The following is a 10,977-nucleotide window of genomic DNA, read 5'->3' as shown; positions in this document are numbered from 1 at the left end:
CAGGCCAAGGCGCGCTATTACGGGTTCGAAGCGCAGGGATCGGTCACGCTGGCCCGGTTCGGCGACATGAACCTCGTCGCCGACGCGCTGGGCGACTATGTCCATGCGCAGATCGTGGGAGCAGGCCCCGCGCCGCGCATTCCGCCGTTGCGCGTTCTGGGCGGCCTTGGCGTCACCAGTCCCAAGGTGGATGTGCGTGGCGAAGTGGAATGGACCGACAGCCAAAAGCGCATTTCCGACTTCGAAACGGATACGAAGGGCTTCACGCTGGTCAATGCAGAGGTCAATTACCGGCCATGGGGCACGGAACGTCCGGTCAGCTTTGCCCTGTCGGCGAACAATATCTTCGATGTTGTCGCCCGCCGCCATGCATCCTTCCTGAAGGATTTCGCACCACTGTCGGGCCGCGACATCCGCGTGACCGCGCGCGTCAGCTTCTGACCGCGCATATCTCGCCGGGGGCATGCTCCCGGCGAGATAGACCTTCAGCCCATGGTGCAGATCGTCCATGCAGCATGTCAGGCATTCAGACCACAGGTGATCGAAAACCCATGAAGAATGACGGCTTTTGAAAATGACGATGCGGACAAGCCCCTGGCCTCTCCCAACCGCCGCCATTTGCTGACCGGAATTCTGGCTGCGGGTCTTGCGGGCATCGCCAGTGAAACCGTTACGCAGGCGGTAAAGCCCGGGTCGGCTGCGCATGTCGGAACGCAGCATGTCACCGATGCGCAATTGCACGCGAATATCGACACGCTAGTCGTCATCTACGCCGAAAATCGCAGCTTCAACAATCTGTTCGCCGACTTTCCGGACCTGCAACATCCCCTGTCCGATGTAAATCCCGAATGCGCGGCCCAGCACGGCCGGGATGGCAGCCTGCTCCAGACGCTCCCGAAAACCTGGGACGGCATGGTTCCGGACAAGCAGATCGTCGAACATCGCGAATTTCAGATCGGACAGGACGCACTGGGACCGCTGGCCAACGCGCCCTTTGCGCTGTCGACGCCGAAGGGCGACCCGCGCGCCATTCTCCCCAAACAAATGCCCAATACGCCTGCCAGCGCCATGGACGGGCCGGTACGGTTCAGTCCCACCACGCTGACGCCCGATTTCTGGGCGGTGAACACCATGCTGCCGCCCTATGCGCCGACCTACGAACTGGACGATGCGCGGCTGGGATACGCCAACTGGCAAAGTCCCCGCACGCTAATGCCCCAAAAACACAGGACCATTGGCGACATGATGAACGCGGCCAATGTCGACTGGACATGGTATGCCGGGGGATGGAACGCGGCGAGCAAGGGCGCTGGCGACATGAGCGCCTTTCCCGCGCGGCCAAATTTCCAGCCCCATAACCAGCCGTTCAACTATTTCGAGCAATTCGCACCCGGCACGGCCAGACGGGACCGCCATCTGCGCAACGGCGGGGTCGGCGAAACGGCGCGCACCAAGCATTTCCTGGCGGACGCGGCGCCGGACGCCTGCCCCCGTCAGCTATTATAAGCCGCCGGGCAATCTCAACATGCATGCCGGCTATTTGGATGTGGATGCAGGCGACCGGCATATTGCCGCGATCATCGATACCCTGCGCAAAAGCCCCCAATGGCAGAAGATGATGATCGTCGTCACCTTCGACGAAAATGGCGGCTGGTGGGATTATGTCGCGCCGCCCAAGGGCGACCGCTGGGGCCCCGGCACGCGCATCCCGGCCATCGTCATTCCCCCCCATGCGCGCACTGGCGAGGTGGACCACACCATCTATGACACCGGCTCCATCGCGCGATTCATCACGCGACGCTGGGGACTGGAGCCATTGCCCGGCCTTGTCGAACGCGAACAGGCGAGGGTGAATGCGGGCGGGCCGCCGCCGAGTGACCTGACGAAGGCCCTGCGGATGGGATAGCCCGTCCAGCGCCACTGGTTCAGGCCGACGGCAGGCGCAGGATGTAAAGCGGCCATGTCTCGCCAGACATAATGATGGAATAATGCCCACATCGATCAAAATTTAAATGCATTCTGTCATCGACCTTCCATATTCCGCGCCTAGCGAGCCGGAATATGGACGGGCGGAGCGCATATGACGGTTGATCGCAGGACTTTTCTTCTCAGCGCTTCGGCCATTGCAGCCGCGCAGGGCGGCAGCGCCAACGGCCTGACCCGCGCGCCCGAACGCGGTTCGATCCAGGACATCGAACATGTCGTGATCCTGATGCAGGAAAACCGGTCGTTCGACCATTATTTCGGTGCCTTGCGCGGGGTCAGGGGCTTTGGCGATCCACGGCCGGTCGTGCTGCCGACGGGCAAGCCGGTCTGGGCGCAGCGCCGCGCGGACCGCGACGGAGGGCGAATCGCCTGGCCGTTTCGGCTGGATTATAACAGCAGCAATGCGCGCTGCTTCACTGGCCTCGACCATAGCTGGAAGGACAGCCAGGCGCGCTGGCGCAACTGGGATTGCTGGGCGGAACAGAAGGGGCCGCTCACCATGGCGCACCTGACCCGCGCCGACATTCCCTATTATTACGCACTGGCCGATCAGTTCACCATTTGCGACGCCTATCATTGCTCGCTTCAGGGGCCGACCGGTCCCAACCGCCTGTATCATTTCACCGGCACCAACGGCCTGAGCGTCGGGCAAGAGGGTGTCTATTGCGTCACCAACGGCGGCAGCGACCCCAATCCGGGCGCGGACATGGCGAAGGATGACGACAGCGAAGGGCTGGTCTGGAACACCTATGCCGGGCGACTGGAGGACGCGGGCGTCAGTTGGCGCGTCTATCAGGAAATCGCCAACTATTCGGATAATCCCCTGGGCTATTTCAAGGAGTTCCGCAAACTCGACCGGCAATCGTCACGCTATCGCCGGGGTCGCGCCTATGTCGACTGGATCGACGGCATCGCGCCGGAAGATCCCGAAAAGACGCAGGCCCGGCACCTGATCGCCGCCTTTGCCGCCGATGTCGCGGCCGACTGTCTGCCGCAGGTGTCGTGGATCGTCCCGATGATGCAGATGAGCGAGCATCCCGATGCGCCGGTGCCCTTTGGAGAGGTGCTGATCAGCAGCCTGATCGCCGCGCTGGCCGCCAATCCGAAAGTCTGGGCGAAAACCGCCTTCATCCTCAACTATGATGAAAATGACGGCTTTTTCGATCATATTCCTGCCCCCATGCCCGCCATCGCTCCGCATTATGGGGCCAGCAACGTCGATGTGCGCAGCGAAACCTATCAGGGCGAACCGGTCGGCCTTGGCCCGCGCGTGCCGATGATGGTGATTTCGCCATGGACGCGCGGCGGATGGGTCAATTCGCAGCTGTTCGACCATACGTCCGTGCTGCGCTTTCTGGAAAAGCGCTTTGGCGTGGCGGAACCCAATATCTCGCCATGGCGCCGGGCGGCCTGCGGCGACCTCACATCCATCTTCGATTTCGATATTTCGCAGGAAGCCCGACTGGACACCAGCTGGGCAAAAGCCCTTCCTTCCGTCGCCAGCTATATTGCGGAAACCGAAAAATTGTGCGCCAGCGCGCCGCCACCCGCCATCGCGACCAGCAGCGGGGTGTCTGCGCAGGAACAGGGTACGCGCCCGGCACGCGCCCTGCCCTACCGCTTCGCCGTAAATCCGACATGGCAGGACGATGGTCTGATGCTGGATTTCGTCAATGACGGGCCGGTCGGCATCATTTTCGGCGTACAGGATGAAATCGCCTATCCGGGGTGGCGATATTTCACGGTGGCCGCCCATTCCCGATTGCAGGAAACATGGCCGCTGCGCGCCGATCAGCCCCACGCGCTGGTCGTTCGCGGACCCAACGGGTTCCAGCGCGATTTTCGGGGTGCGGCCAACGCCCCGCATGTCGAAGCCGCGCTGGTGTGGGATGAAATGGAACGGGACGGCGTGCTGCACATCGTCAACCGCGACGCGCAGCCGATCGAACTGTCGCTGCATTGCGCCCATGGCGACATGCGAGGCACGCTGCGCGTATCGGCCGGGGCCCAAACGACCAGCCCGGTCAGGCTGGCCGCCCATCGCTGGTATGATCTGCAACTGGATGCGCCCGGCGGCGTCAGGATACGCCTGACCGGTCATGTCGAAAATGGCCGCCCGGCCATTAGCGAACCTGTCGCACCATTCCCTCATTCCGCATGATCGCGCAAGCGCACGGTATGCCGGGAATGTCATTATGATGTTGTGAACCGCCTATACCGGGCGGCACGATGAAGCCTATCGACATGCCATCACGCGATCGGGACGCCCAGCCTTCCCCGTTATGGACCCGGCAATTTCTGGCTGTTGCGGCCACGGAATTCTGGGAACGCTTCGCCATATATGGCGTGAAGTCGCTGCTGGTCCTGATATTGATCGACCGGATATTGACCGGCGATATCCGTCATGTGGCGGGCGCGGCGATGATGCGCGATGTCAGCATGGCACTGTTTGGCCCCGTTTCGGTGACGGGCCTTGCCTCGCAGCTATATGGCTATGCCAACGCGCTGGTCTATCTATCCATTCCGCTGGGCGGGCTGATCGGCGACATGGTCGGGAACCGGCGCTGGACGGTCATGGGCGGCGGCGCGGCGATGGTCGCGGGCCTGATGCTGATGCTGAACGACGCGAGCTTTCTGGTCGGCCTTCTCCCCTTTGCGATCGGCACCGGCCTGTTGAAGGGCAATCTGTCGGTGCAGGTCGGCCAGATGTTCGCGGACGAAGCGCAGCGGCGGCGTGGCTACACCGTTTATCTGGGCTTCCTGAATGCCGGGGCGATCTGCGGACCGCTGGTCTGCGGGGCGGTCGCAGCTTTTGCCGAACCGATCAGCGCGCTGATGGTAGCCGCGGCGGCGGTCGTGGTCGGCCTTGCCTTCTATATCGCTCTGGGCAGGGGGATCGCCTCTGTTGCACCGGCGACGCAGACGGCCACGACGCGGCACGACCGCTTTCCCGCAACGGGCCTGCTGATCGTCGCGCTGGCATCGGTCTATCTTTGCTTCGCCGCCTATGAGCAGCTTGGCAACATCTTCCTGATCTGGGCGCGATCGCGGGTCGACCTGTCCCTGGCAGGATGGACGATGCCGGTGTCTTGGTTCCTTTCTCTCGATGGACTGTTCACGCTGGCGCTGATCGCGGGGTGGCAGATGGTGCTGCGCATGCTGGAGCGGCGCGGCATGGGCGTGAGTGCAATGACGCAAATCTGGCTGGGCGGACTGTCATGCGCGGCGGGCTATATGCTGCTCGCCGCCGGCAGCATGATGCATGGGCCGTTATCGGCTGGCTGGACCATCCTCTACCTGCTGCTGATGGATGCCGCCATCGTGCTGATATGGCCATCGGGCCTCAGCCTGATCGCAGAAATGGCGCCCCGGCGTTTGACCGGATTATGGACCGGGCTTTTCTATCTCCACGGTTTTTTCGCGCATCTCTGGGTCGGGATGATCGGCGTCTATTATGACCGGATGACCACCCCGGCCTTCTGGATGCTGCATGCCGGGGTGGCCGGTGCAGGTGCGTCAATGGCGCTGATCGCGGGCGTGGCGCGCCTGCATCACAGGTCGCTGCGTCAGGCGATCAATATTTCGGCATGAGAAAAGGCACTGGCATAATCGTCATTCAGCGGTTGATCGGTGACCAGAATATCCACCTCGGCCAGTGCCGCCGTCTGTACCAGCGCATAGCGGCCGAACTTGGATGAATCGGCACCCAGCAGCACCCGCTTTGACGTGGCATAGGCAATACGGCTCATTTCCGCTTCACCGGGATGGAAATCCATCAGGCCCCGGTCGATGCTGATGCCGCCCACCGACAAGATCGCCAGATGGGGGGTGAAACCGCGTACATAATCCTGCGCGACATGGTCCGAAAAGGCGCGATAGTCATAGTCCATCTGACCACCGGCCAGAAACAGGCGGTTGTTGTTGATGCCGCCCAGATCATTGGCGACGCCCAGCGAATTGGTGATGACCGTCAGTGATTTGCGATCCACCAGCTGGCGCGCGATGAAGCAGCTGGTCGTGCCGGAATCGATGAAGAGGATCGCGCCATCGGGCACCAGACCGGCAGCGGCGCGCGCGATGCGCAGTTTCGCCTCGGCATTTTCGTCCATCCGCTGATGCAGCGGCCCTTCCATCGCCGGGGCGGCCATCCGCGCGCCGCCATATTCGCGGATGATGACGCCATGATCTTCCAGCGCGCGCAGTTCGCGCCGGATCGTTTCGTCCGACACGGACAGGTCGCTGGCCAGAGCGCTGACCGACAATGTCCGTCCGCTGCGCAGGCGCGACATGATCTCACGCTGGCGCTGCGATCTTTTTTCCATTGCATTCTCCATCGGTCGCCATTTCCGGCCAGTCGTTCGGGCGTCATGCCCGGCGGGGGCGGCTTAGACAAGAATGGCCGGGACCGGCATGACCGGTCCCGACGCAGTTGACAGGATCAGAAACCGAAGCTCGCGGTCAGGCGAACGTAGCGCGGCGTCTGATAATTATTGGCCGACCGATAATCGGGGTTGGACGACCCGTCGCTGAGTTCCCCATAATTATTATAGGAAGCCACCGCCTGACTATTGAGCAGATTGAAGACGTCCAGACGGATCGTCGCATCGATCCGTTCCAGCGGCAGGCGGGCAACCGCGCTCAGGTTGAATTCGGTCCGCCAGTCGCCCTTGAAGGCGGTGCCGCGCGGGACCAGCTTGCCCTGACAATAGAAGCCATAGCCATGATAGGTATTGGCATAGGCGTCCACATTCACCGGCACCGCGCCGATGCAGCTATATTTCGCGGGCGACTGGACAAGGGCGTTCAGGCCCAGATCGATCATGTCGAACAGGCGATAGCTGCCATAGGCGCGGAAGCTGTGACGGCGATCGTTGGGCAGATAGCCATAGGCACCGTTCACGAAGCCCGGCGAATCGAAGTCCGCCGACCGGTTGATTGACAGCTGGCCATTTTCCGACCGGACGCCCCCTTCATAATTCCCCTTGTTGAAAGCCAGCGTATAGGATGCCGACAGGCTCCATTGCTGGTCGAAGCCGCGATCGAAGGTCAGGATCAGCGCATCATAGTTGCGCCGCGGCTTGGGGTAGCCCAGATCCGATGCCTTGAGCGTGGCGGTCGGCGTCGTGCCGTCGGGCAGCGGGTTGAGCTGTACCGTCACATCGCGGCCGGGATTGGCGATGACGAACTGGCTGCCGCCTGGATAGGCGCTCTGACAGGCCTGCGCGACAAAACCCTGCGCCACGCAATAGGCGCGGGCGCCCGCGTCGATCGAAATATCCTCGATCACATTGCCAAGACGCCGATGGGTGAAGGACGCGCCGACGCGGACATGATCGGCCAGCTGGCGTTCCACGCCGATGATGAATTCGCTGGCCGATTGCGGCTTGATCTTGCCGTCGATGACGCCCGACGGGTTGAAGGGCGAACCATCCGCCGACACTTCGCAATTGGCGACCCCGGTATCCGGGCAGGCGCGGGTGTTGACGACCGTCAGGATCGGATCGCCCGCCACGGGGATATTGCCTTCCCTGCTCACCCCGTTGAAACGATTGTAACGGGTGTAGGTGATCAGGCTGCCCGCGACGTTCAGGTTGATGTCGCCCGCCATCGGCAGGAAATATTTGCCGTAGGAACCAAAGATGCGGGTGCGGCCATCGCCCACCGGGTCGAAGGCGGCGCCCAGACGCGGCGCCCACAAATTACCCGATTTGAAGAAGGATTCGCCGTTCACGCCCTGATTGCTGAAACGATCGTTGCGCAGGCCAAGGTCGAGGCGCAGGCGATTGTCCAGCAGCGACCATTGATCCTGAATATAGAAGGCTTCGTTGCGGACATGCGCCGTGCCGTTCTGGGCATAGACGCGGGTCGTGTAATATTGGGTGCCGACCGGCAGGCCGATGCGCGCAGCCGATTCCGGCGTGACGTTGTAGATTTTGAACGCCCCTTCGCCGATCGTTTCGAACGTCTGTTCCTGACGGTCCTTTTCATGGTCGTAACCGATACGGACATGATGCGCGCCCAGCAGATGGAACTGGAGATCGGTGTCGAGCCGGTAGAATTCGCGCTGATTGTCCGTCTTGCTGTAGGCGTCGGTCACCTTGTTGAGGCCGATCTGAACGCCAGCGGGATCGGTGCGATAATCGACCACCTGCGAATTGACCGTGTCCAGCGGCAGATTGCCCGAACGCAGCCGGTTGACGCCATAGGCGCCCGATACCGTCAGCCATGGCGTAAACGTGCCGGTATAGCGGCCCACATAATTGACGCCGCCCGCGCGCGCATTGGTGCCGCCGGTTTCTTCGCCCAATCGATGACTGGTGCGATCCCACACCCGGCTGCGATTCCGGGTTTCGTTGCCGGTATTGAAATAGGTGAATTCGAAATGATGGTCGCCGGTAATATAGCCGTCGATCTTGCCGCCCCAGAAAGGGCTGTCGTTGCGGACGGTGGTGGCATTGTCCTGATTGGACTGCGGCGTCATCGAGCGGATGTCACGCAGATTATAAAGACCATAGACGAACAGATGATCCTTGATGATCGGGCCGCTGGCCTGAAGGATCAGTTCCTTGCGGCTGGCCGTCGCATGGGCATAATCGGTGGTGCGGGTCGCAGGCGCGCTGTCGCGCAGGTCGCCCGGTTCCCAGACGCCAGTGACGCTGGCATGATATTCGTTCGACCCCGATTTTGTGGTGGCGACGACATAGCCGCCGGTGGCCCGGCCAAATTCAGCGGGGGCGCCGCCGGTCTTCACCTCGACGCTCTGGTAGAAATCGAAGGGCACTTCGGTCGGCTGACCACCCGATACGAAGTCGGTGACGTTGAGGCCGTTGATGTAAAAGGCGTTTTCCGTGAAGGATGCGCCCGCCACCGACACCTGATTGGCAAAGCCGCCATTGGACGATGAACCCTGCACCGTGCCGGGCGTCAGCAACATGACGTCGCGCAGGGTGCGGCCGATGGGAACGCGTTCCTTCAGCGTGCCAACATCGATGGTGCTGCCGATGGTCGTATCCTGAAAGTCCGCGACGCGCTGACGCGATCCGGTCACGACGATCGCGCCGCTGGTGTCGGCGGGGGCCAGACGAAAACTGTTCGCGCCACCCGTCTGGCGGGTCAGGGGAATGGCCGCTTCTTCATAGGTGGTGAAACCGTCGGCCGACACGGTGACGTCGTAATTGCCCGGCGTCAGCTGCGGGATCGTATAGGCGCCTGTGCTGTCGGTGGTGGCCGTTCGGCTGACGCCGCGATCCGACGATGTGATGCGCACCATGGCCCCCGCGACCGGCGTTCCGTCTTCGGCGCTCACCCGGCCCGAAGCGGCGATATTGGTATAGTCCTGGGCACTGGCGCTGGGCATGGCGATCATGGCGGCCGGTGCGCCGGAACTGAGCATCAACAGCGCGCGCAACGACGCGCACGACGAAAGTCGCGAGAAGCGGAACATCGGATTTCCCCAATTAGAAGACGTAGCGCGGTGGAACGGCGCTGCGATTGGGGCACTAGGATTGCGGCGTTTATCTTTTGTGACAGATCAACAGAAAATCCACATCATATGTGGAAAGGGGCGATCGGACAGCAACATAGCCGGTGATGATGACGGGTCGTGGGGACCAAACACGCGGTAATGGGCGATGAGGGTCGGTCCGATATGCGGGCAGGCGTCCAGAAACTGCCTCTGTTATATAACCCTTTGAACGACTACGGTGCGTTTGCAGGCTGAAGCGTTATGCTGTGTCCGCCTGCCGGGCGACCGTGATCGACTGGGCGTTCATCGTCGCGCCGCCGAAGATGGTCATGAAGGCGATGTCCGTGGCGTCGCGGCCGACCGCGATGCGGGCCATGGTTTCGACCGGAGCAAGGCGGGTGGCATCCACCAGCTGCCACGCGCCGTCGAGCCAGACTTCGACCACAGCATGGAAATCGGGCGGTTCGAGGCCGAGCGCATAGACGGAGACGAGGCGCGCGGGAATGTCCCGCGACCGGATCAGCGCGGCGGTGAGGTGGGCATAATCGCGGCAGACCCCCTGCTGCGCGACGAAGGTATCGGCAGCGGTGGTCGTGATGTTGGAACTGCCCGGCACATAGACGAGATTGTCATGTACCCAGTCGACCAGCGCCTGCACCAGCGCGCCACCCTCCAGATGGGGAAAATGGCCGCCGACGAAGCTGCCGAACCGGTCCGCCTCGCAATAGCGGCTGGGCCAGATGAAGGGAAGGACATCTTCCGGCAGGCTGGGCAGCGGGTTTTTGGGGAGATGGGCGATGGTTACGGGTGCGCGGTCGACTTCCACCGTTGCACGATAGGTGCTGAGCATCCGGCCCGTACCGGTGCGGGTCCAGGTACGGCGACCGATGCCGCTGCCGCCGACCTTGTTGGTGAGCGGCCCGGCATTGTCGATGATGTGCGACTGGGCGACGACGCGTTGATCGGGCATCGCCGCCGCCTCCACCGCCAGCAGGACATCGGTCGGTTCGGCAAATTCATAATCGAGGATCGCTTCGATCGCGATGCGCATGGGAATGGGTCCGATAATCAGAGGAAACGGGTTCAAAAATAGCAGGGCGAATCAGCCCGTCGGGTGGAGCATCGAAGGACCACAGGCTGTTCGCAAGGCCCTGCCTTCCGCAATGATGTCCATTTAGCAGGCGGGAATGCGGACGCATTGATCCATGTTTATCCATCCGCAAATGGGCTTTGATCGGCCAGCCCGACCCGCGCGGATGATCGGCCCGGTGCGATCGGGATAGTCGATCCGGACAGGGCAATGTGCGCAGCGCCTGCGCTTAACTTCGCACATTTCCCGCTAAATCGGACATTTTGTTACATGCCGTCGATCCTATCGGAAAGTCGGCCTGCCCTAAGGGGTGTGGGGATTTAGGATTTCCATTTTGCTGGAGTTGTGATTCACACTCTGGATGGATCGCTTTGTACTGACGGACGCCCAATGGGCGCAGATGGAACCGCACTGTCTGGGCAAGATCACCGACCCT

Annotated in this window: 7 protein-coding genes and 1 pseudogene; 5 read left to right on the top strand and 3 right to left on the bottom strand. The window is 62.1% G+C overall.

All coding sequences use genetic code 11. The features are described from left to right. The 5 genes and pseudogenes from ACOJSJ_RS08475 to ACOJSJ_RS08455 all read left to right on the top strand — a co-directional run. Positions 1-441: pseudogene (locus ACOJSJ_RS08475) on the top strand (TonB-dependent receptor); the annotation flags it as partial. A gap of 117 nt (positions 442-558) precedes the next feature. Continuing rightward, on the top strand, positions 559-1,506 hold the full coding sequence (locus ACOJSJ_RS08470; protein WP_420144545.1) for an alkaline phosphatase family protein: 948 nt from the start codon (positions 559-561) through the stop codon (positions 1,504-1,506). Positions 1,507-1,525: 19 nt separating this feature from the next. Further along, complete coding sequence (locus ACOJSJ_RS08465) at positions 1,526-1,906, top strand: alkaline phosphatase family protein (protein ID WP_420144544.1); 381 nt, start codon at positions 1,526-1,528, stop codon at positions 1,904-1,906. A 174-nt stretch (positions 1,907-2,080) separates the two neighbouring features. Beyond that, a complete protein-coding gene (locus ACOJSJ_RS08460) occupies positions 2,081-4,147 on the top strand; it encodes a phosphocholine-specific phospholipase C (RefSeq protein ID WP_420144543.1) in 2,067 nt (688 codons plus the stop codon). 83 nt (positions 4,148-4,230) lie between these two features. Next, positions 4,231-5,577 (top strand): MFS transporter, encoded by a 1,347-nt coding sequence (locus ACOJSJ_RS08455; protein ID WP_420144542.1) that lies wholly within the window; start codon positions 4,231-4,233, stop codon positions 5,575-5,577. Here ACOJSJ_RS08455 and ACOJSJ_RS08450 read toward each other — a convergent pair. From ACOJSJ_RS08450 to ACOJSJ_RS08440, 3 genes are all read right to left on the bottom strand, one after another. Next, positions 5,553-6,308 carry a DeoR/GlpR family DNA-binding transcription regulator gene (locus ACOJSJ_RS08450; protein ID WP_420144541.1) on the bottom strand — a complete coding sequence of 252 codons (756 nt, stop codon included), beginning with the start codon at positions 6,306-6,308 and terminating at the stop codon, positions 5,553-5,555. The two genes, ACOJSJ_RS08455 and ACOJSJ_RS08450, sit on opposite strands and share 25 nt — an antisense overlap. A gap of 116 nt (positions 6,309-6,424) precedes the next feature. After that, positions 6,425-9,430 (bottom strand): TonB-dependent receptor, encoded by a 3,006-nt coding sequence (locus tag ACOJSJ_RS08445; RefSeq protein WP_420144540.1) that lies wholly within the window; start codon positions 9,428-9,430, stop codon positions 6,425-6,427. Positions 9,431-9,710: 280 nt separating this feature from the next. Then, positions 9,711-10,502, bottom strand: coding sequence for a transglutaminase-like domain-containing protein (locus ACOJSJ_RS08440; protein WP_420144539.1), 792 nt, complete (start codon positions 10,500-10,502; stop codon positions 9,711-9,713). Positions 10,503-10,977 lie beyond the last annotated feature (475 nt).

The organism is Sphingobium sp., assembly GCF_048594625.1.
Lineage (GTDB): Bacteria > Pseudomonadota > Alphaproteobacteria > Sphingomonadales > Sphingomonadaceae > Sphingobium.
Note: the sequence above shows the minus strand (reverse complement) of the source record. Positions and strands in the feature narration are given on the sequence as shown.